Source organism: Xanthobacter versatilis (genome assembly GCF_043193975.1).
Taxonomy (GTDB): Bacteria; Pseudomonadota; Alphaproteobacteria; order Rhizobiales; family Xanthobacteraceae; genus Xanthobacter; species Xanthobacter autotrophicus_E.
Window position 1 is genome coordinate 160,104 of the sequence record NZ_JBAFVB010000010.1, and the last position, 19,339, is coordinate 179,442.

The 19,339-nt window shown below is 68.1% G+C and carries 18 protein-coding genes; 13 read left to right on the forward strand and 5 right to left on the reverse strand.

Annotated elements, in window-relative coordinates; translation table 11 throughout:
- Positions 1 to 20: 20 nt before the first annotated feature.
- Both hflC and hflK read right to left on the reverse strand, forming a co-directional pair.
- The gene (hflC, locus tag V5F66_RS18230; protein ID WP_394009209.1) at positions 21 to 941 is read right to left on the reverse strand and encodes a protease modulator HflC; all 921 of its coding nucleotides are present in this window, start codon (positions 939 to 941) and stop codon (positions 21 to 23) included.
- The gene (gene hflK, locus V5F66_RS18235; RefSeq protein ID WP_394053913.1) at positions 938 to 2,017 is read right to left on the reverse strand and encodes an FtsH protease activity modulator HflK; all 1,080 of its coding nucleotides are present in this window, start codon (positions 2,015 to 2,017) and stop codon (positions 938 to 940) included. The genes hflC and hflK overlap by 4 nt, the downstream gene beginning before the upstream one ends.
- Positions 2,018 to 2,485: 468 nt before the next feature.
- Here hflK and V5F66_RS18240 point away from each other — a divergent pair, with 468 nt between their 5' ends.
- Positions 2,486 to 3,358 carry an undecaprenyl-diphosphate phosphatase gene (locus V5F66_RS18240; RefSeq protein WP_394001146.1) on the forward strand — a complete coding sequence of 291 codons (873 nt, stop codon included), beginning with the start codon at positions 2,486 to 2,488 and terminating at the stop codon, positions 3,356 to 3,358.
- Positions 3,359 to 3,377: 19 nt separating this feature from the next.
- Here V5F66_RS18240 and V5F66_RS18245 read toward each other — a convergent pair whose 3' ends face one another.
- Positions 3,378 to 4,067 (reverse strand): aspartate/glutamate racemase family protein, encoded by a 690-nt coding sequence (locus V5F66_RS18245; protein ID WP_394094441.1) that lies wholly within the window; start codon positions 4,065 to 4,067, stop codon positions 3,378 to 3,380.
- Between the two features lie 419 nt (positions 4,068 to 4,486).
- Here V5F66_RS18245 and V5F66_RS18250 point away from each other — a divergent pair, with 419 nt between their 5' ends.
- The 7 genes from V5F66_RS18250 to V5F66_RS18280 all read left to right on the forward strand — a co-directional run bounded on the left by V5F66_RS18250 (position 4,487) and on the right by V5F66_RS18280 (position 11,849).
- Positions 4,487 to 6,124, forward strand: a complete 1,638-nt coding sequence (locus V5F66_RS18250) for an ABC transporter substrate-binding protein (RefSeq protein ID WP_394009247.1) — start codon at positions 4,487 to 4,489, stop codon at positions 6,122 to 6,124.
- 68 nt (positions 6,125 to 6,192) lie between these two features.
- Positions 6,193 to 7,137, forward strand: a complete 945-nt coding sequence (locus V5F66_RS18255) for an ABC transporter permease (RefSeq protein WP_394001142.1) — start codon at positions 6,193 to 6,195, stop codon at positions 7,135 to 7,137.
- A gap of 4 nt (positions 7,138 to 7,141) precedes the next feature.
- Positions 7,142 to 8,029 (forward strand): ABC transporter permease, encoded by an 888-nt coding sequence (locus V5F66_RS18260; RefSeq protein WP_012115354.1) that lies wholly within the window; start codon positions 7,142 to 7,144, stop codon positions 8,027 to 8,029.
- Positions 8,026 to 9,105, forward strand: coding sequence for an ABC transporter ATP-binding protein (locus tag V5F66_RS18265; protein WP_012115353.1), 1,080 nt, complete (start codon positions 8,026 to 8,028; stop codon positions 9,103 to 9,105). Before V5F66_RS18260 ends, V5F66_RS18265 begins: the two co-directional genes overlap by 4 nt.
- Positions 9,102 to 10,082, forward strand: coding sequence for an ABC transporter ATP-binding protein (locus V5F66_RS18270; RefSeq protein WP_012115352.1), 981 nt, complete (start codon positions 9,102 to 9,104; stop codon positions 10,080 to 10,082). The genes V5F66_RS18265 and V5F66_RS18270 overlap by 4 nt, the downstream gene beginning before the upstream one ends.
- Positions 10,082 to 11,350, forward strand: coding sequence for a Zn-dependent hydrolase (locus V5F66_RS18275; protein WP_394094442.1), 1,269 nt, complete (start codon positions 10,082 to 10,084; stop codon positions 11,348 to 11,350). Before V5F66_RS18270 ends, V5F66_RS18275 begins: the two co-directional genes overlap by 1 nt.
- Positions 11,351 to 11,360: 10 nt before the next feature.
- Positions 11,361 to 11,849 (forward strand): ureidoglycolate lyase, encoded by a 489-nt coding sequence (locus V5F66_RS18280; RefSeq protein ID WP_394094443.1) that lies wholly within the window; start codon positions 11,361 to 11,363, stop codon positions 11,847 to 11,849.
- 19 nt (positions 11,850 to 11,868) lie between these two features.
- On the opposite strand, the gene V5F66_RS18285 is transcribed toward V5F66_RS18280, so the two are convergent.
- Both V5F66_RS18285 and V5F66_RS18290 read right to left on the reverse strand, forming a co-directional pair.
- Positions 11,869 to 13,395 carry an aldehyde dehydrogenase (NADP(+)) gene (locus tag V5F66_RS18285; RefSeq protein ID WP_394094444.1) on the reverse strand — a complete coding sequence of 509 codons (1,527 nt, stop codon included), beginning with the start codon at positions 13,393 to 13,395 and terminating at the stop codon, positions 11,869 to 11,871.
- Between the two features lies 1 nt (position 13,396).
- The gene (locus tag V5F66_RS18290; RefSeq protein WP_394001365.1) at positions 13,397 to 14,194 is read right to left on the reverse strand and encodes an NAD-dependent epimerase/dehydratase family protein; all 798 of its coding nucleotides are present in this window, start codon (positions 14,192 to 14,194) and stop codon (positions 13,397 to 13,399) included.
- A 108-nt stretch (positions 14,195 to 14,302) separates the two neighbouring features.
- On the opposite strand from V5F66_RS18290, the gene V5F66_RS18295 reads away from it, so the two are divergent.
- The 5 genes from V5F66_RS18295 to V5F66_RS18315 all read left to right on the forward strand — a co-directional run bounded on the left by V5F66_RS18295 (position 14,303) and on the right by V5F66_RS18315 (position 19,281).
- Positions 14,303 to 15,202 carry a FadR/GntR family transcriptional regulator gene (locus V5F66_RS18295; RefSeq protein ID WP_394094445.1) on the forward strand — a complete coding sequence of 300 codons (900 nt, stop codon included), beginning with the start codon at positions 14,303 to 14,305 and terminating at the stop codon, positions 15,200 to 15,202.
- Between the two features lie 67 nt (positions 15,203 to 15,269).
- Positions 15,270 to 16,175 (forward strand): 5-dehydro-4-deoxyglucarate dehydratase, encoded by a 906-nt coding sequence (kdgD, locus tag V5F66_RS18300; RefSeq protein WP_394001128.1) that lies wholly within the window; start codon positions 15,270 to 15,272, stop codon positions 16,173 to 16,175.
- Positions 16,176 to 16,203: 28 nt separating this feature from the next.
- Complete coding sequence (locus V5F66_RS18305) at positions 16,204 to 17,340, forward strand: mandelate racemase/muconate lactonizing enzyme family protein (protein WP_394094446.1); 1,137 nt, start codon at positions 16,204 to 16,206, stop codon at positions 17,338 to 17,340.
- Position 17,341: 1 nt separating this feature from the next.
- Positions 17,342 to 18,247: an amidohydrolase family protein gene (locus V5F66_RS18310; RefSeq protein WP_394094447.1), complete on the forward strand. Its 906-nt coding sequence runs from the start codon at positions 17,342 to 17,344 to the stop codon at positions 18,245 to 18,247.
- Positions 18,248 to 18,306: 59 nt separating this feature from the next.
- A complete protein-coding gene (locus V5F66_RS18315; RefSeq protein WP_394001122.1) occupies positions 18,307 to 19,281 on the forward strand; it encodes a TRAP transporter substrate-binding protein in 975 nt (324 codons plus the stop codon).
- Positions 19,282 to 19,339 lie beyond the last annotated feature (58 nt).

The following is a 19,339-nucleotide window of genomic DNA, read 5'->3' on the forward strand; positions in this document are numbered from 1 at the left end:
GGTGCGGCATCCGGCATGCCTCATGGCCTTGGGCCGCCTTCGGCCCGCGCGCTGGGCTTTTCGCCGGTCACGGGCTCCGGCGACGGCCCCTTCGTCAGCGCGCCGAGGAAGTCCACGTCCGGCGACAGCAGCAGCGTGGGGGAGGCCCCTGCCAGGGTCTGGCGGTAGGTCTGCTGGGTCCGGAGGAAGGTGTAGAAGGCGGGGCTGCGATCATAGGCGTCGCCGAGGATCTGGGAGGCCGCTGCATCGGCCTCGCCCCGCGTCACCTTGGCCTTCTGCTGCGCCTCGGCCAGGATGATGGTCTTCTGGCGGTCGGCGCGGGCCTGGATTTCCTGCGCCCATTCAAAGCCCTGGGCGCGCAGTTCCTTGGCCTCGCGCTGGCGTTCGGATTTCATGCGGTCGTAGATGGCCTGGCTGGTTTCCGCCGGCAGGTCGGCGCGCAAAAGGCGCACCTCCACCACGTCCACGCCCAGCGACCGGCTGCGCTCGATCACCTGGGAGCGGATGGCATCGATGATGCGGTCGCGCTCGGTGGACAGGAGGTCCACCAGCTTCGCCTGCCCCAGCTCCCGGCGCACCGCCGAATTGACGATCTGCGCAAGGCGCGACTGGCCCTGCTCGATGCCGCCCACCGCCTGGTAGAAGGCAAGCGGATCACTGATGCGGAAGCGGGTATAGGTGCTCGCCTCGATCCGCTTCTGGTCGCCCAGGATGATCTGCTCGGCGGGCGGCTCCAGCGACACCAGCCGGCGCTCAAAGAAGATCACCGTGTCGATGAACGGCACCTTGAAGTACAGGCCAGGGTCATCATGGACCGCCAGCGGCATGCCGAGGCGCACCACCAGCGCCCGCTGGGTCTCCTCCACCGTGAAGGCGAAGGACAGGGCGACGGCCCCCAGAATGGCCGCCGCCGCCAGAGCGACGAAACCATAGCGCTTCATTTGACCGCTCCCGCGACCGGGGCCTCGGCGACCGCGGCCGGCTTCGGCCCCGGCTCCATCAGGGGCAGGTAGGGCACCACGCCGCCGCCGTGGGCCGACAGGTCCACGATCACCCGTCCGGAGCGCTTCAGCAGTTCGTCCACGCCTTCCAGATAGAGCCGGCGCAGGGTCACATCCTTGTGCCGCTCGTAGGCGGCGGCGACGGCGAGGAAGCTCTGGGCCTCGCCGCGCGCCAGGTCGACCACCTGCTCGCCATAGGCTGCGGCCTCCTGGGTGATGTGCTCGGCCTCGCCGCGGGCGTGGGGCAGGATGTCGTTCCGATAGGCTTCCGCCTCGTTGCGCGCCCGCTCCTGGTCCGCCCGCGCCCGCTGCACGTCGTTGAAAGCGTCGATGACGGCGGGCGGCGGATCGATGCGCAGCAGCTGCACCTGGGTGATGGTGATGCCGGCCTCGTATTTGTCCAGCAGCCGCTGCAGCACCACCTCGGTCTGCTGGGCGATCTGCTGGCGCTTGTCGGAGAGGGCCGACTGGATCGGGTTCTGGCCGATGACCTCGCGCAGGGCGCTCTCGGCCGCCACCCTGAGCGTGCCTTCCGAGTCGGCCACCTTGAACAGGAACTGCCCGGCATCGCGGATGCGCCAGAACACCACGCCCTCCGCCTCGACGATGTTCTCGTCCCCGGTCAGGATCTGGTTGCGCTCGCGGGAGCCGTCGCGCTTGCCGATGACCAGCTGGTTGATCTGCGTGGTCTTGGGCAGCAGCACGGTTTCGATGGGATAGGGCCAGTGATAGTGGACCCCTGACGCCTGCGTGGACACCCATTTGCCGAAGCGCAGCACGATGCCCTGCTCGTCCGGCTGGACCCGGTAGAAACCGCTCGCCGCCCACAGGAACACGAGGATGCCGGCGACCATGAGCGCCCCCCAGCGCCCGAAGTGCGGCAGGCGCAGCATGTCGGCCACCTGATCGCGCGCCAGGGCCTCGAACGGTTCCTTCGCCTGCGGGGGCGCGGCCTCGAGCGGGACCTGGGGCGGGACTGGGCTCTCCTCGCGCGGTACCGTGTCTATATTCGCCATAGAGACTGACCTTGGGACAGGTAATGGGCGCGATGACCTTTGGGAAGACGTTTTTCAACTGTCATCGGGGCGCGCTAAACAGGAATTGTCGGTTCGTCCTATCTGCGTTTTTTTGGATTTGACCAGTCAGCGCCCTGTCGCGCGTCTCGCGTCGCCTGCGGCAGGAGGGCGATTGTCGTGCGTTTTCAGCTGCCTGATGCTGAGCGGGAGGCAGATTAAATATCCGTAACACGCGGTGTGACGCGCCCCTGCCGCAACGCCACCGCGCCGGTGTCCCAAGGGCAGCAAAGCGGCGCGGAGTAAGCATTCCCCAACGCCACTGCGCTGACAACGCGCACCCCGCCCGGTTCCGGCGCGGTCGCGAACCGGTTAGTCAGAGACCTCGGCGCCACGTTCCCCCGCGCCGCGCGATGGGGGCGGCGGCAGGCGGACCATCCTCGTCTTCATCTGCAATTGGAAACCGACATCATGGCCAGCGTCTGCACGAACGGGGTGGACACGGGTTTCGTCGCCCTCGGCACCACCAAGGTGGCGGTTCTCGGTGTGGTTCAGGGGATCACCGAGCTGCTGCCCATTTCCTCCACGGCACACATGCGCCTCGTTCCGGCGGTGCTCGGCTGGCCGGATCCCGGCTCGGCCTTTTCGGCGGCCATGCAGCTCGCCGCCCTGTTCGCCGTGGTGACCTATTTCTGGTCGGACCTGCGCGATCTGGCCTGCGGCTCGCTGCGGGCGGTGCGCACGGGGGATTATAGCGCCCACGCCCCGCGCACGGTGCTGGGCATCATCCTTGGCACCTTGCCCATCGTCATCGCCGGTGTGCTGCTGAAGGACAAGCTGAACGCCTGCGGCTCCGCGTTCCGCGAGCTGTGGGTGATCGGCGCCGCGAGCCTGGTGATGGGCCTGCTGCTCGCCATCGCGGAACTCGTCAGCCGCCACACCCGCTCATTCGAGCACATCAAGCTGAGCGACGCGCTCGTGGTCGGCCTCGCCCAGGTGGGCGCGCTGATCCCCGGCGTGTCGCGCTCGGGCTCGACGCTGACGGCGGCCATGTTCCTCGGCCTGAAGCGCGAGGATGCCGCCCGCTTTTCCTTCCTGCTCGGCCTGCCCGCCATCTTCGCCGCCGGCGTGAAGGAACTGCTGGTGCTCCACCAGGCAGGCCTTGATACCCAGGGCTGGATCGTGCTGGGCGTGGGCCTGGTGACGGCCTCGCTTTCGGCCTTCGTCGCCATCTGGACCCTGATGAAGGTGATGGAGCGGCTCTCCGCCTGGCCGTTCGTGTTCTACCGCATCGCCATGGGCACGTTTCTGCTGGTCGCGGTGGCGACCGGGTCCCTGTCCTGAGGAAGCCGGGTGGCCGGCCTCAGCCCCCTCGCCTCAGGCCCAGCCGGGCCAGGGCGAGGGCCTGCTCGAAGCCGGCGGTGAGGGAATCGAGAACCGGAACCGGAACCTGCCCGGCGAGGGCGGTGCCATAGCCTACCAGCGCCGCGCCGGCGACGATGACCACGTCCGGCGCGGTGCGGACGATCGCTTCGTCCACCGCCGCGCGCACCAGCTTCAGCCCGTCCTCCCGGTCGGTGGCGACGGCAAGGGCATCGCCCGGCACCACGGCGATGCCGGCGCAGCGCGCCTCCAGGGCGGTACGCCGCATCAGGTCGCGCAGCATGGCCGGCCACGCCGCCCCCACCGTGACGATGGCAAAACGCTCTCCCAATTGCAGGGCGGTGAGGACGCTGGCTTCCGCCATGCCCACCACCGGAAAGGCATGCTCGATCCTGAGCGCCTCGATGCCCGGCTCGCCGAAGCAGGCATAAAAGCAGGCATCGAAGGGCGCGCGGCCCGCCGCCTGCTCGCGCTCCACCGCCGCGCGCGCTGCATCCTGAACGGCATGGGCGGCCACCGCCACGGCGGCGCGCGTCGACAAATAGGGCATGCCGAAGGGCGCCGTCGCGCCGATGAGCTGCACATTTTCAGGGCACAGGGGGTTGAGCGCCGCAATCATGCGCTCCGTCACGGCGACAGTGGTATTTCCGTTCAGCACCAGGATTTTCAAGGCGGCCTCGCCGGGTCACGAAGGGTCAATCGTCGGCGACACTACGAGGCCATGGGACCGGACCGCAATCCGAACGGTAAGATGATCTCCCTTCCTGCCTCTCATGAGGCCCGGGCACACCGACCCTTCCGGTCTGGGGAAAACGTCCGCCTTGGGAGCGGCGATCAGGAGCAGGGAACAGAGCAGCATCGCATACTTATGCGCAACTTGTGCCCGTACTTTAGGCAAAAAGATAATTCGCGGATAATTTGACGACAAATTTTCCCAGACTCCCGCAGCGGGAGCTTTGTTCTCTTCGATTTGCGGGGTGTGGCACGGCGGTTGCTAACGTTCTGGGCATCTCGTGAATTGGGCATCCCGCCGCAAAGGACTCCATGATGCTGCAAACTGAAAAGCGGATCCGCTCCGGTCGCCACACGATGAAGACCGCCGCCCTTCTGCTGGCCACGACCTTTGCCTGCATCGCTCCCGGCATCGCCGGTGCCGAGACCACCCTGCGCATCGGCATGACCGCCGCCGACATTCCGCGCACCCTCGGCCAGCCCGACCAGGGCTTCGAGGGCAACCGCTTCACCGGCGTCACCATGTATGACGCTCTGGTGAACTGGGACCTGTCCTCCGCCACCAAGCCCAGCGTGCTCATCCCCGGCCTTGCCACCGAATGGAAGGTGGACGACGCCGACAAGACCAAGTGGGTATTCAAGCTGCGCCCCGGCGTCACCTTCCACGATGGCTCGCCGTTCAACGCCGATGCCGTGGTCTGGAACGTGGGCAAGGTGCTGAACAAGGAGGCCCCGCAATTCGACGCCAGCCAGGTGGGCGTCACCGCCTCGCGCATGCCGACCCTGGTCTCGGCGAAGAAGATCGACGACCTGACGGTGGAGCTGACCACCAAGGAGCCGGACAGCTTCCTGCCCTACAACCTCACCAACCTGTTCATGGCGAGCCCCGCCCAGTGGCAGAAATTCTATGACGCCGCCGACGGCGCCGACGCGAAAGCCAAGGCGGCAGCCGCCTGGACCGCCTTCGCCAAGAACGCGTCGGGCACCGGCCCGTGGAAGATGACCAATTTCGTGCCCCGCGAGCGGCTGGAGCTGGTGAAGAACGAGGCTTATTGGGACAAGGCGCGGGTGCCCAAGACCGACAAGATGGTCCTCCTGCCAATGCCCGAGGCCAACGCCCGCACCGCCGCGCTCATGGCCGGCCAGGTGGACTGGATCGAGGCCCCCGCCCCCGACGCCATCGCCCAGCTGAAATCCCGCGGCTTCAAGATCGAGAGCAACGAGCAGCCCCACGTGTGGCCGTGGCAGTTCTCCCGCGTCGAAGGCTCGCCGTGGAACGACATCCGCGTGCGCAAGGCGGCAAACCTGTGCATCGACCGGGAAGGCATGAAGGACGGCCTGCTCGGCGGCCTCATGGTGCCGGCCACCGGAACCGTGGAGCCCGGCCACCCCTGGCGCGGCAACCCCACCTTCCAGATCAAGTATGACGTGGCCGCCGGCCAGAAGCTGATGAAGGAGGCCGGCTACGGCCCCGACAAGAAGCTGACGGTGAAGACCCAGACCTCCGCCTCCGGCTCCGGCCAGATGCTGCCCCTGCCCATGAACGAATATCTCCAGCAGGCGCTGGCGGACTGCTATTTCGACGTTCAGCTCGACGTGATCGAGTGGAACACCCTGTTCACCAACTGGCGCAAGGGCGCCAAGGACCCGACCGCAAACGGCGCCAACGCCATCAACGTGACCTATGCGGCCATGGACCCGTTCTTCGCCATGGTGCGCTTCCTGCAGTCGGGCATGGCGCCGCCGGTGTCCAACAACTGGGGCTTCAACAACAATCCCAAGTTCGACGAGCTGGTGAAGAAGGCTCGTACCTCGTTCGATCCCGCTGCGCGGGACGCGGCGCTCGCCGAGCTGCATGCTGCCTCGGTGGACGACGCCGCCTTCCTCTATGTGGCGCACGACGTGGGCCCCCGCGCCATGAGCCCCAAGATCAAGGGCTTCGTGCAGCCCAAGAGCTGGTTCGTGGACTTCTCGCCGGTGTCGATCTCGCAGTGATGCCTTGAACCGGAACGCGGGGTGCTGAACGCGCCCCGCGTGTTCTTCCCCCTGCGCAAGGTGGCCCCGTGCTGGTCTATATCCTGAGGCGGATCATCTATGTGATCCCGATCGTCATCGCCGTCGCGCTGGTGTGCTTCCTGCTGGTCCACATCACGCCGGGGGACCCGCTGGTGGCGGTGCTGCCGGCCGATGCCTCGGCCGAACTCGCCGCACAGATGCGTGCCGCCTATGGCTTCGACCGGCCGCTGCCGGTGCAGTTCGGCCTGTGGGTGTGGCAGGCGCTGCACGGCAATCTCGGCACCTCCATCGCCACTGGCCGCCCGGTGCTGGCGGAGGTGACTCAGGCGGTGGGCAACACCTTCATCCTCGCGGTGACGGCCTCCCTCATCGGCTTCGTCTTCGGCGTCTTCTTCGGCCTCCTCGCCGGCTATTTCCGCAATACGTGGGTGGACAAGCTCGCCACCTCCATCGCGGTGGCCGGCGTGTCCGTGCCCCACTACTGGCTGGGCATGGTGCTGGTCATCATCTTCTCGGTGTGGCTCAACTGGCTGCCGGCGGTGGGCAACGGCCCCAGCGGCTGGGCGTGGGACTGGGTGCATATGCGCCACCTCATCCTGCCCGCCGTCACCATGTCGGTGATCCCCATGGGCATCGTCACGCGCACCGTGCGCGCGCTCACCGGCGACATCCTCTCGCAGGACTTCGTGGAGGCGCTGCGCTCCAAGGGCCTGAGGGAAACCCAGGTATTCCGCCATGTGGTGAAGAATGCCGCTCCCACCGCCGTAGCAGTGATGGGCCTGCAGCTCGGCTACCTGCTCGGCGGCTCCATCCTCATCGAGACGGTGTTCTCCTGGCCGGGCACGGGCTTCCTGCTCAATTCGGCGATCTTCCAGCGCGACCTGCCGCTCTTGCAGGGCACCATCCTGGTGCTGGCGCTGTTCTTCGTCTTCCTCAACCTCGTGGTCGATATCGCCCAGGCGTCCATCGATCCGCGCATCAAGCGGAGCTGAGGACATGAGCGCCACATCCGACGCCGCCCTCCAGGCCGCCCCGGTGCAGAAGGCCCGCGGCTATTGGGCCACCGTGGGCCGCCGCTTTTCCCGCGACAAGGTGAGCATGGTGTGCGCGGCGGTGCTGCTCGCCATCGTGCTCGCCGCCATCTTCGCCCCCTGGCTCGGCCTTGCCGATCCCTACCAGGGCTCCATGGTCCGCCGCCTCCGCCACATCGGCACGCCGGGCTATCTGCTCGGCACCGACGAGCTGGGCCGCGACATGCTCTCCCGTCTCATCTATGGCGGGCGCCTCTCGCTGCTCATCGGCATCCTGCCGGTGGTGCTCGCCTTCGGCATCGGCACCAGCCTCGGCCTGCTCGCCGGCTATCTGGGCGGGGCGGTGAACACCATCATCATGCGCACCATCGACGTGTTCTACGCCTTCCCCTCGGTGCTGCTGGCCATCGCCATCTCCGGGGTGCTGGGGGCGGGCATCGTCAATTCCATCGTCTCGCTCACCATCGTGTTCGTGCCGCAGATCACCCGCGTGGCGGAGAGCGTGACCACCTCGGTGCGCAACCTCGACTTCGTCGATGCGGCGCGGGCCTCCGGGGCCGGGGCCATCACCATCATGCGGGTGCACATGCTGGGCAACGTGCTCGGTCCGATCTTCGTCTATGCGACGGGGCTGATCTCGGTATCCATGATCCTGGCCTCGGGCCTGTCCTTCCTCGGCCTCGGCACCAAGCCGCCGGAGCCGGAATGGGGCCTGATGCTGAACACCCTGCGCACCGCCATCTACGTCAACCCGGGCGTGGCCGCCCTGCCGGGGGTGATGATCTTCGCCGTCTCCATCTGCTTCAACATGCTCAGCGACGGGCTGCGCAGCGCCATGGACATCCGCAATTGACCCTCATCGAGCCCCTCCCCGAGCCGATCCTGGAGCCCCTGGCGGACATCGGCGGGCCGGCCCAGCCGCTGCTCGACGTGAAGAACCTCACCAAGCACTTCCCGGTGGGCGGCGGCTTCCTCGCCGAGAAGAAGACGGTGCGGGCGGTGGACGACGTGTCCTTCTCCATCGCCAAGGGGGAGACGGTAGGCATCGTGGGTGAGAGCGGCTGCGGCAAGTCCACCACCGCGCGCCTGCTGATGCATCTCATGTCCCGCAACGCCGGCGAGATCCTGTTCGACGGGGAGACCGTGGGCGGGACACTGAGCATGCGCGACTTCCGGCGCGGCATGCAGATGGTGTTCCAGGACAGCTACGCCTCCCTCAACCCGCGCCTCACCATCGAGGAGTCCATCGCCTTCGGCCCCAAGGTGCATGGCATCGCCGACAAGGAGGCACGGTCGCTCGCCCGCGAGCTGATGGACAAGGTGGGCCTGCGCCCCGAAGTCTTCGCCAACCGCTATCCCCACGAGGTGTCCGGCGGACAGCGCCAGCGCGTCAACATCGCCCGAGCCCTCGCCCTGAAGCCCCGCCTCGTGATCCTGGACGAGGCCGTCTCGGCGCTGGACAAGTCGGTGGAGGCGCAGGTGCTGAACCTGCTCACCGACCTCAAGCGCGAGTTCGGCCTCACCTATCTGTTCATCAGCCACGACCTCAACGTGGTGCGCTACATCTCCGACCGGGTGCTGGTGATGTATCTCGGCCAGGTGGTGGAGCTGGGACCGGTGGACGAGGTGTGGGACGGCCCGGCCCATCCCTATACGCGCGCCCTGCTCGCCGCCATGCCGGCGCTCGATCCTGACCAGCGCACGCAGGAGCCGCCCATCACCGGGGATCCGCCCAACCCCATCGACCCGCCGCCCGGCTGCCGCTTCCACACCCGCTGCGCCTTCTTCGAGCCGGTCTGCGCCGAAGTCTGCCCCGCCCTGTCGCCAGTGGCTGGCGGCGCTCATGCCGCCGCCTGCCACATGGTCATTCCCGGCTCCGGCCACAGCCGCGCCCCCAAGGCCGGCGACATCGCGGGAGCCACGCCATGACAACGCCCCTGGTCGATATCCGCGACCTCACCATCCGCTTCACCGGCGAGCGCACGGTCTATGCAGTGAACGGCGTCTCGCTCTCCCTCGGCGAGGGCGAGGTGCTGGGCCTGCTCGGCGAATCGGGCTCCGGCAAAAGCGTGACCATGCGCGCGCTCATGCGCCTGCTCCCCAAGAAGCGCACCGTCATCAGCGGCAGTGTCGCCGTGGCCGGGCAGGATGTGCTGGCCATGGACGATGCCACCCTCTCCGCCTTCCGCGGGCGCACCGTCTCCATGATCTTCCAGGAGCCGGCGCTGGCGCTGGACCCGGTCTACACCATCGGCCACCAGATCGCGGAATCGGTGAAGCGCCACGAGGGCGCAAGCCACGCCACCGCCATGGCGCGGGCGCTGGAGATGCTGGAGCTGGTGCGCATCCCCTCCGCCAAGCGCCGGCTGGATGCCTATCCCCACGAAATGAGCGGCGGCATGCGCCAGCGCGCCATGATCGCTTTGGCGCTCGCCTGCAAACCCAAGATCCTGCTGGCCGACGAGCCTACCACGGCGCTGGATGCCACGGTGCAGATCCAGATCCTGCTGCTGCTGCGCGAGTTGCAGCGGGAGATGGGCATGTCGGTGATCTTCGTCACTCACGACATCGGTGTCGCCATCGAGATCTGCGACAAGGTGGCGGTGATGTATGCCGGCCAGATCGTGGAGACCGGCACGCTGGGCGAGATCGTGCGCACGCCACGCCATCCCTATCCCCAGGGGCTGCTGGCCTCCACCGTGCACGGTGCCAAGCGCGGCGCGCGGCTGCAGACCATTCCCGGCACTCCGCCCTCCCTCGACAAGGCGCCCGCGGCCTGCTCCTTTGCCCCGCGCTGCGCCCACGCACAGCAGCGTTGCACCGAGCGCCTGCCTCCGGACGTGGAACTTGCCCCCGGCCGGACTGTAAGGTGCGTGCTGGCTGAAAATCCCGTTCCGGTGACCTGATGACCGCGCTGTCGACCCCTGCCCTGTCCAATCTCCAGATCAACGCCGACCGCCTCTGGAGCACCATCCTCGAAACCGCCCAGTTCGGCGGCACGCCCAAGGGCGGCGTCAAGCGCCTGACCCTCAGCGAGGAAGACCGCCAGGTGCGCGACTGGTTCCGCGCCGCCTGCGAGGCCGCGGGCTGCACCGTGAGCGTGGACGCACTGGGCAACATGTTCGCCCTGCGGCCGGGCAGGGATGCCAGCAAGGCGCCGCTGGGCATCGGCTCCCATCTCGACACCCAGCCCACCGGCGGCAAGTTCGACGGCATCCTCGGCACCCTTGCCGCCCTCGAGGTGGTGCGCGCCTTGAACGACGCCGGCATCGAGACCGACACGCCTTTGTGCGTGGTCAACTGGACCAACGAGGAAGGCTCCCGCTTCGCCCCCGCCATGATGGGCTCGGCCGGCCATGTGGCCGACCTGCCGCTGGCCGAGATCCTCGCCCGCACCGATGCGGAGGGCGTGAGCGTGGGCCAGGCCCTCGACGCCATCGGCTATCGCGGCGAGGTGCCGCTGGGCACCCAGAAATTCAGTGGCTTCCTAGAGCTGCATATCGAGCAGGGGCCGATCCTGGAGGCGGAGAACCTCACCATCGGCGTGGTGGAGCACGGCCAGGGCATCATCTGGTACAACGGGCGCATCACCGGCTTCGAGAGCCATGCGGGCTCCACCCCCATGCACCTGCGCAAGGATGCCCTCGCCACCCTGTCCGAGATCGTGCTGGCGGTGGAAAAACTGGCGGTGGATCTGGGTCCGAATGCGGTGGGCACGGTGGCTGACATCACCATCGCCCGGCAGTCGCGCAACGTGATCCCCGGCGAAATCACCTTCGCCACCGAGTTCCGCACGCCGGACGCCGGCATCCTCGAAGCGCTGGACAAGGGCCTTCAGGCGGCGGTGGCGCGCATCGCGCAGAAGCGGAAGGTGAGCGTTCAGCTCGACACCATCTGGCGCAAGGAGCCCACCCATTTCGATCCGAAGGTGACGGGCGCGGTGGCCGCCGCGGCGCAGAAGCTGGGCCTCAGCCACCGGCCCATGGTCTCTGGCGCGGGGCATGATTCCTTCCACCTCGCCACCATCGTGCCCACGGGCATGATCTTCGTGCCCTGCAAGGACGGCGTGAGCCACAACGAGCTGGAATCCGCCACCAAGGACGACTGCGCGGCGGGCGCCAATGTGCTGCTCCATGCCGTGCTGGCGCTGGCCGGCGATGCCGCCAAAGCATGAGGCGCGCGCCGTGAGCTGTGCCCCCTCCCTCCTCCGCGCCCGCCCGCTGACAGCGGAGAGTTTCGCGCCCTTCGGCGACGTGCTGCGTGTGCCGCAGGAGGTGGGGACGCGCACCTATTTCGACGGCGCGCTGGCGAGCCTGAAGCCGCAAACGCCGGCGAGCCTCTCCCTCATCCTCGCGGCCCCCAGCCCGGCGCGGCCGGTGCCGGTCACCATTATCGAGCGGCACCGGTTCACGTCGCAGAGCTTCGTGCCCATGACGCCCACCCCATGGCTGGTGGTGGTAGCGCCGGACGCCGCGGACGGATCGCCCGACCTCGCGGCCGCCGTCGCCTTCCTGCCCGGCCCTGGCCAGGGCATCACCCTGAAGAGCGGCGTGTGGCACGCCCCGCTCACGGTGCTGGAGGCCCCTGCCCCGTTCGCCATCTTCATGTGGCGCGATTTCGGCCCGGACGACGAGGACTTCGCCGAAATCACCCCGTTCACCGTGGTGCTCTGAACCTTCGAGACGGGGCCGCTCAGGCCCCGCCTTCCAGCAGGTCCGCCGGCAACAGCGCGTCGGGCAGGTTCTGGTAGCTCACCGGTCGCAGGAAGCGGCGGATGGCCATCGTCCCCACCGAGGTGGCGCCGAAATTGGTGGAGGCGGGATAAGGCCCGCCATGCACCATGGCATCGCAGACCTCGACGCCGGTGGGAAAGCCATTGGCCAGCACCCGGCCTGCCTTGCGCTCCAGGATCGGCATCAGCCGCTTGGCCAGCGGCGTGTCGTCCGCATCCATCTGGAGGGTGGCGGTGAGTTGGCCTTCCAGCCCCGCCGCGAGCGCGACCATCTCATCCTCATCCTCGACCCGCACCAGGATGCCGAGCGGCCCGAACACCTCGTGAGCAAGGCTTGAATCGGCGCGGAAGGCGGCGCCCGTGGTCTCGAACAAGGCCGGCGCGCCGTTGCGGCCGTCGGCGTCTGCCTTCAGCGCACAGCGCACGGCAGGCGCCTGCGCCACATGGTCCCGCCCGCGGCGGAAGGCGGCGGCGATGCCATCGGTCAGCATGGGCTGCGGCGCCACCTGTCCCAGTCCCGCCTCAGTCGCGGCAAGGAAGGCATCCGTGTCCGGCCCGTCGACGGCGAAGGCGATGCCGGGATTGGTGCAGAACTGGCCGACGCCCATGGAGAGCGACCCGGCCCAGCCGGCGCCGAGCGTACCGCTACGCGCCTTCAGCGCCGCCGGGAGCAGGAACATGGGATTGACCGAGCCCAGCTCGCCGAAGAAGGGGATGGGTTCCGGGCGGGCGGCGCACAGGTCGAACAGGGCACGCCCCGCGCCGAGACTGCCGGTGAACCCCACCGCCTTGATGAGCGGATGGCGCACCAGCGCGGTGCCGCCCTCCACCGTGAAGGACTGGAGCAGAGCGAACACGCCGGGATGAAGGTCCAGCGCCGCGCGCGCTGCGTCGATGGCCTCGGCCACCTTCTGGCTGGTGCCGGGATGGGCGGGATGGCCCTTCACCACCACCGGGCAGCCGGCGGCGAGGGCAGAGGCGGTGTCGCCGCCAGCCACAGAGAAGGCGAGCGGGAAGTTGGAGGCGCCGAACACCGCCACCGGCCCGATGGGCCGTTGCATCAGCCGAATGTCCGGCCGTGGCAGGGGCTGGCGGTCCGGCAAGGCCACGTCGTGGCGCCGGTCCAGATAGGCGCCGGCAAGGATGTGGCGGGCGAACAGGCGCAATTGCCCGGTGGTGCGCGCCAGTTCCCCGGCGAGGCGGGGCGCCGGCAGGCCGGTCTCCTCCTGCGCGATGGCGGTGATGTCGGCGCCGCGCGCCTCCATCTGCGCGGCGATGGCGTCGAGGAACTCCGCCCGCGCCTTGCGGCTGGACCAGCCAAACGAGGCGAAGGCGTCTTCCGCCGCGCGTGCGGCCGCATCCACCTCCGCCTCGGTGGCCGAGAAGAAGCGGCGCGGCTCGCCGGTGGCCGGCGCGCTCTCGAAGGTGGGGCCGCCGGCTACCCAGGCCCCGGCGATCAGGTGGCCGCCGTCAGGGGTCGCGTCCATCTCACTTCTCCTCGAAAATCGGATCCTGGGTGAACTGGCCACCCTGATAAAGCGCCATGGGCGCATCGGGCGCCGGCCGTGGCAGGTTCGCCTCCAGCTCGGCGCGGAAGCGCTCGGCATTGTCGCGCGGCCGCCAGCCGAGATAGGAGACGGCGCTATTGTCCCACCACCTCGTGTCATTGTCGGACACGCCCCAGATCACCGGGCAGCCGAGCCGGGGGGCGCGGAAGATGCAGCCGATGAGGGCGAGGAAGTCCTCATACGACATCCAGGTGGAGAGCATGCGGTAATTGGTGGGCTTCTCCATGCAGCTGCCGATCCGCACCAGCGCCGTTTCCTGCCCGAACTTCTCGAAATACATGCGGGCCAGCGCCTCGCCGAAGCATTTGGACACGCCGTAGAGCCCGTCCGGCCGGAGCGGGGCGGCGGCATCGAGGTGCTCGTCCTGCCGGTAGAAGCCGATCGTGTGGTTGGAGGAAGCAAACAGGATGCGCGGCTGGCCCTCGGCCCGCGCCGCCTCATAGAGATTGTAGAGGCCGACGATGTTGGCGCCCACGATCTTCGAGAATTTGTCCTCCACCGAGATGCCGCCCAGATGCACGATGCCGTCGCATCCCGCAACCAGATCGCGCACCGCCGCGGCGTCGGAGAGATCGCAGCGCACCGCCTCCTCATGGGGGGCCACGGCGCCCAGGTCGGCGATGTCGGAGACGCGCACGGTCTCGGCAAACCGCGCAAGGTGCGGGCGGATGGCCCGCCCGAGCCCACCGGCGGCGCCCGTGAGCAGGAGTCGTTTCAGCATTTGGACCTCTTGGCTGGATCTTGCGCGCCCGCATCCGGCTGGAAAATGATAAGTCATCATACATGTATGGACATTCCGGTCAATGTTCGGCCAAACTTGACAGACATGTATGGAACTCGCCACCATGGCCGGGGCCATACCGGCAGGCCGGAATCAGCAAGGGAGAAGCGGGTGCGCAGTCGCCTGAAGTCCGCCGCCCAGAGGGTTGCCCAGGAAGGCGCCCAGGGAAACCCGCGCGGCGCCTCCCCGGCAGGTTCTCACGCAAGCGCCCATCCGCCCGGCGGCCGCGCCGCCGGCACGCTCGTGGCCCAGGTCAGCGACGCGCTGCGGCAGATGATCCTGTCCGGCGAGTTTCCGCCCGGCGCCAAGCTGCCCAGCGAGGCCCAGCTCACCCAGGCCCATGGCGTCAGCCGCACCGTGGTGCGCGAGGCGGTGGCCGCCCTGCGCTCGGACGGGCTGGTGGAAGCGCGCCAGGGCGCGGGCGTGTTCGTGCTCGACCACGCCACCACCACCCCGCTCCTGTCCTTCCAGAATGTTGATGGCGCACGCGTTTCCTCCACCATAGAGCTGCTGGAGCTGCGCACCGGCGTGGAGGTGGAGGCCGCGGGGCTGGCCGCCGCGCGCCGCTCCCCGGCGCAGGAAGAGGTGATTTTCGAGCGGCATTTCGCGGTGCGGACCGCGCTGGACGAAGGCCGCTCAACGGTGGAGGCGGACCTTGCCCTGCACCTCGCCATCGCCGACGCCACCAACAACCCGCGCTTCCGCGAATTCCTCGCCATGATCGGCCGCGACGCCATTCCCCGCGCGGTGCTGGAGGGCGAAGGCCAGAGCGTGGAGCGCGTGTCGTCCTACATCAAGATGATCGACGAGGAGCACCAGCGCATCGTCGTGGCCATCTCCCGCGGCGACGAGGATGCGGCGCGCGAGGCCATGCGCGTCCACCTGCGCGGTAGCCAGGCGCGCTATCGCACGCTGCTGCAGACCCGGCGCAAACATGTAATATAAGTTATTGACGCCTGTTGGCCATACATGTATGACAACTCTGCCCTGGTTATATGGCAGAGGAGCCGTGATGAACCCGCAGGACATAAAGACCGCGCTCGGCTCGGGCCTCCTGTCGTTCCCGGTCACGCATTTTCATGCGGATGGCCGCTTCAACGCGGAGAGCTACAAGCAGCATATCGAATGGCTGGCGGGCTATGACGCGCCGGTGCTGTTCGCCGCCGGCGGCACTGGCGAATTCTTCTCGCTCGCGCCGTCCGAGATTCCCGGCATCGTTTCCGCGGCCAAGGAAGCGGCGGGCAAGACCGCCATCGTCGCCGGCTGCGGCTTCGGCTCGGTGGTGGGCGTCGAGATCGCGAAGGCGGCCGAGAAGGCCGGCGCGGACGGCCTGCTGCTGCTGCCGCACTATCTCATCGACGCCCCGCAGGAAGGCCTCTACGCGCTGGTGAAGCAGATCTGCGATGCCGTGGGCATCGGCGTGATGGTCTACAACCGCGACAATTCCGTGCTCGGGGTCGAGACGCTGGCGCGCCTGTGCGACGCCTGCCCGAACCTCGTAGGCTTCAAGGACGGCACCGGGCAGATCGGCCTCGTACGCCAGATCACGGCCACCATGGGCGACCGGCTGATCTATCTCGGCGGCATGCCCACGGCGGAGCTGTTCGCCGAGGCCTATCTCGGCGCCGGCTTCACCACCTATTCCTCGGCGGTGTTCAACTTCGTGCCCGGCCTCGCGGTGGAGTTCTACAGGGCCCTGCGCGCCGGCGACCGGTCGACCTGCGAGCGGCTGCTGCGGGACTTCTTCTATCCCTTCATGGCCATCCGCAACCGGCGCAAGGGCTATGCGGTGGCCGCCATCAAGGCCGGCGTGCGGCTGCAGGGATTCGCCGCCGGCCCAGTGCGTGCGCCCCTCGACGACCTCACCATTGAGGAGGAAGCCATGCTCGACGCCCTTATCGGCACCTGGAAGCGGTGAGCACTGGAAAAGTGAACAGGCGGCGCCCATGAAGATCGCGGCGGTCCACACCCACCTTCTCGACCATCGGCTCGACGTGCCGTTCGAGAGCGCATCCATGCGCTTCGACCGTCGCACCCATGTGCTGGTCGAGATCGTGTGCGACGATGGCACCACGGGCTGGGGCGAGTGCCTCGGCCCGGCGCGGCCCAATGCGTCGGTGGTGGCGGCCTATGCCAACTGGCTCATCGGCGCCGATCCGCTGGAAACCGAGAAGATCTGGGCGACCCTCTACAACGCCCTGCGTGATCAGGGCCAGCGCGGCCTCACCGTCACTGCGCTGTCCGGCATCGATATCGCGCTGTGGGACATCAAGGGCAAGCATTTCGGCGTGTCGGTGGCCACGCTCCTGGGCGGGCGCTTCCGCGAGAGCGTGCGCGCCTACGCCACCGGCAGCTTCGTGCGGGACGGGGTCGACCGCGTCGCCGACAATGCCACCGAGATGGCAACCCATGCCGCCGCCGGCTTCCACGCCGCGAAGATCAAGATCGGCTTCGGCGTGGACGCCGACCTGAAGGTGCTCAAGGCCGTGCGCGAGGCCGTCGGCCCGGACATGCGCCTGATGGTGGATGCCAACCACGGCTATGACGCGTTGGAAGCCATACAGTTCGGCAATCGGGCGGTTGAGTATGGCGTCGACTGGTTTGAAGAGCCGGTGGTTCCCGAGCAGCTTGCCGCCTACCGGGCGGTGAAGGACGGCCAGCCCATCCCCGTCGCCGGGGGCGAGACGTGGCACACCCGCTGGGGCATGCGCGAACCCATCGAGACCCGGGCCGTGGACATCATCCAGCCGGACCTGTGCGGTGTGGGCGGCTTCACCGAGGCCAAGCGCGTGGCCGACCTTGCGGCGCTCCACGGGGTGCGTGTGGTGCCGCACGTGTGGGGCACGGCGGTGCAGATCGCGGCCGCGCTGCAATTCATGGCAGCCATGGTGCCGAACCCGGTGCGCACCCGCCCCATCGAGCCGATCCTCGAATTTGACCGCACCCACAATCCGTTCCGCCAGGCGGTGGTGAAGACGCCGCTGGAGCATGTGAAGGGCGTCGTCGCCATTCCGGACGGGCCGGGCCTCGGCATCGAGATCAACCGCGACGCGCTCGCCGAATTTCGTCCGAAGGAGGCCTGACATGCTGGAGCGCAAGCTGTCGGGCCGCCCGCCCGTTCCCCCCTTCCCGCCCGGCGCGGTGGACACGCAGATGCACATGTATCTGCCGGGCTTCCCCGCGCTGCCCGGCGGCCCCGGCCTGCCGGTGGGCGCCCTGCCCGACGCGGCGCAGTATCGCCAGGTGATGGCGTGGCTCGGCATCGACCGGGTCATCATCACCCAGGGCAACGCCCACCAGCGCGACAATGGCAACCTGATTGCCTGCCTCGCCGAGATGGGCGCCTGCGCGCACGGCGTCGCGGTCATCGACGACGACACGGCCGATGCCGAACTGCAGCGGCTCGCCGACGCCGGCATCGTGGGCACCCGTATCATGGACCTGCCGGGCGGTGCGGTCGGCCTCGAGGCGCTGGAGGCGGTGGATGCGCGCGCCGCATCCATGGGCTGGATGCTGGCGGTCCAGTTCGACGGCAGCCGCATCCTCGATCACCTGCCGCGCCTGATGGCTCTGAAATCGCGCTGGGTGCTCGACCACCACGGCAAGTTCTTCGGCGGCATCCGCCCCGACGGCCCCGAGGTGGACGCCGTGAAGCGCCTGCTCGACACCAGGCGCGCCTTCTTCAAGTTCGCCGGCTGCTATGAATCCTCGACGACGGGCGCGCCCTTGTTCGAGGATGTCGCGGCGGTGGCCCGCGTGATCGCGGCCTACGCACCGGAGCGCATCGTGTGGGGCACCAACTGGCCCCACAACATGGTGAAGGCCACCGCCGACTATCCCGACGATGCCGTGCTCGCCGAAACCATCCTCGGCTGGCTGCCGGACGAGGCCGCCCGCACCCGCGCGCTGGTCGACAATCCGCAGGCGCTGTTCACCCTGCCGGCCTTCGAGGCATTGCCCGCAGAAACACCCACCGGGGCGCGCATCTAGCCCCGGCGACCCAAGCTCAAAGACACCGAGATCCAGCAAATACGGACAGGGAGGAAGACATGAAGGGATTGGCGCTCTATGTCGCCGCGGCGATGACTTCGGTGATCGCCCTTACGCCGCTCGCGGCACAGGCACGGCAGTACCGCTCCGCCGACGTGCAGCCCGCGGACTATCCGACGGTCAAGGCCGTCCAGTCCATGAGCGACGAGCTGAACAAGGAGACCAACGGCAAGATCTCCATCAAGGTCTTCCCGAACTCGCAGCTCGGCAGCGAGAAGGACACCATCGAGCAGGTGAAGCTCGGCGCTCTGGACTTCATCCGCATCAATTCCGGCACGCTGAACACCGTGTGCCCGGCCATGACCGTGCCGGTCCTGCCCTTCCTGTTCCGTGACAAGGCGCACATGCGCGCCGTGCTCGACGGGCCCATCGGCGACGAGATCCTCGCCGATTGCGCGTCCCACGGCCTGGTGGGCCTCGCCTTCTACGATTCCGGCGCCCGCTCCTTCTATGCCACCACGCCCATCCGCAAGCTGGAGGACCTGAAGGGCAAGAAGATCCGCGTGCAGCAGTCCGACATCTGGGTGTCCATGATGAAGCTGCTCGGCGCCAACGCCACGCCCATGCCCGCCGGCGAGGTCTTCACCGGCCTCAAGAGCGGCCTCATCGACGGCGCGGAAAACAACTGGCCGAGCTACGACAATTTCCACCATTACGAGGCGGCCAAGAACTACAGCCTGAGCGAGCACTCCATGGCGCCGGAAGTGCTGCTGATCTCCAAGCGCGTGTTTGACAGCTTCACGCCCGAGGAGCAGGCCCAGGTGCGCAAGGCGGCCAAGAACTCGGTCGGCTACATGCGCCAGCTCTGGGACGCCATGGAAATCTCCTCGCGCGAGAAGGTGGAGAAGGCCGGCGTCGAGGTCATCACCATCGACAAGGCGCCGTTCCAGGCCGCGGTGCAGCCGCTCTACGACCAGTTCGTCACCGATCCCAAGCTCAAGGACATGATCACGCGCATCAAGGCGGCCCAATAAGCCGCCGCTGCCTCGGCACATCCTGCCGGACCCGGAGGGCTGCACCGCGCCAGAAGCG